The organism is Psychromonas sp. B3M02 (genome assembly GCF_003318165.1).
Classification (GTDB): domain Bacteria; phylum Pseudomonadota; class Gammaproteobacteria; order Enterobacterales; family Psychromonadaceae; genus Psychromonas.
The window spans coordinates 1,177-2,640 of sequence record NZ_QOCB01000043.1 but is presented as its reverse complement, the minus strand read 5'-3'; the positions used below and the strand labels follow the sequence as shown (position 1 = coordinate 2,640).

2 protein-coding genes and 1 pseudogene are annotated in these 1,464 nt (G+C 38.9%); all 3 read right to left on the bottom strand.

The features are described 5' to 3' along the window. Window positions 1–553: formate/nitrite transporter family protein (locus tag DS885_RS06295; protein WP_147232329.1), on the bottom strand; the 553-nt coding region annotated here is incomplete at its 3' end. Between the two features lie 90 nt (window positions 554–643). Continuing rightward, a complete protein-coding gene (gene nirD / locus DS885_RS06290) occupies window positions 644–973 on the bottom strand; it encodes a nitrite reductase small subunit NirD (RefSeq protein WP_113818585.1) in 330 nt (109 codons plus the stop codon). Next, window positions 970–1,464, bottom strand: a pseudogene (locus DS885_RS06285) (nitrite reductase (NAD(P)H)); the annotation flags it as partial. The gene nirD and the pseudogene DS885_RS06285, both read right to left, overlap by 4 nt.

Sequence of the window (1,464 nt, the reverse complement as noted above, 5' to 3'; positions counted from 1 at the left end):
ATGTCATTGAACCAACCACACCTAAACACACCATCCAGTTACATAAAATGCCTTTCACAAACACAGTGACCCAACCATCTACACCATGCTCTGCAAAACCTAACGAGCGAGCAGTAGACGCTTTAATAAATGCCTGACCAACGGCACCAGGTTCAACACTAAAGTTCATGGTAAAAGTTAATGCCACTAAAAAAGCAACGGCAACCGCACCAATCAAATTACCTAAAGCAACTAATAACCAGTTACGTAAAATAGTGCTTTTAGTAATGTTTGCACGCTTATCAAATAGCGCTAAGGGTGCCAATGCAAACATAGCAGTTAATAGGTCAAACCCCATTAGATTAAGTACCACAAATCCAACGGGGAAGACTAATGCACCTACAATGGCTAAACCTGTTTGTACAGCAGCTGTTATGGCTACAGCAACTGCAATTGCTAAAATTGCACCGCCCATTACAGCACGTAAAATAGTGTCCCGAGTTGACATCATGACCTTGTTTTCACCCGCATCGATCATGGTTTGAACGAATTCGTTAGGTTTAATGTAAGACATAGTTAGATTCCTATAAGTAAAGTTTTAAAATAAAATTGAATAGTGAAATACTCCTAAAATATAAGGAGTATTTAGGCTATTAAATCTCAACTAATGAACTTGCACCTCTATCGCGCCCAACTGAATGCGCGTTTTATAAGTCGTTAATGCAACCTCTTTATTTTCAAAACAATGGCCATCTTGTAAGTTGAATCGTTGTTTTTTTAATGGTGAAGCGACCCATAATTGCGCTTGGTGTTCACAAATAATGCCTCGAGACATTACATTTGAATGAGCAAAAGGGTCCATATTATCTAATGCATACACTTGCGCTTCTTCAGTGGGGCGAAAAATAGCCACTTGTTTACCCTCGATTAATGCACACACACCAGTACCTTCATAAACCTTGTCTAACTCACAAACAGATATCCATTTACTCATTTCATTTCCTCCAAGCTAATTTGATAAACAGGTGCTTTTTCATCGAAAAAAGCAGGACGTTTTTGTCCTCGTTCAGGGGTGAAAATGACGTTGTCATCTTGAGCATCACTATTAATAAAATGCGCAAAACGAGAAAGCTGCTGTTGGTCACTCAACGCTGTTGTCCATTCACATTGGAAGCTATTAATCGCTTCAACCATCTCTTGTTCAAGCTGGTCGTTAAGGCCCAGTTTATTATCTGCAATAACCTCTTTTAAATAATCGATGCCACCTTCTAGATTTTGTAACCACACAGAAGTACGTGTTAATTTATCGGCAGTGCGAATATAAAACATCATGAATCTATCGATGTATTTGACCAATGTTTCTTTATCTAAATCAGCAGCAAGTAATGACGCGTGTTGAGGTTTCATTCCACCATTACCACAAACATAAAGGTTCCAACCTGCATCTGTTGCAATAATACCAACATCTTTACCCTGTGCTTCAGC

Excerpts from the sequence above, each read along its gene's own strand:
- nirD (WP_113818585.1), bottom strand. The coding sequence starts at position 973 with ATGAGTAAATGGATATCTGTTTGTGAGTTAGACAAGGTTTATGAAGGT.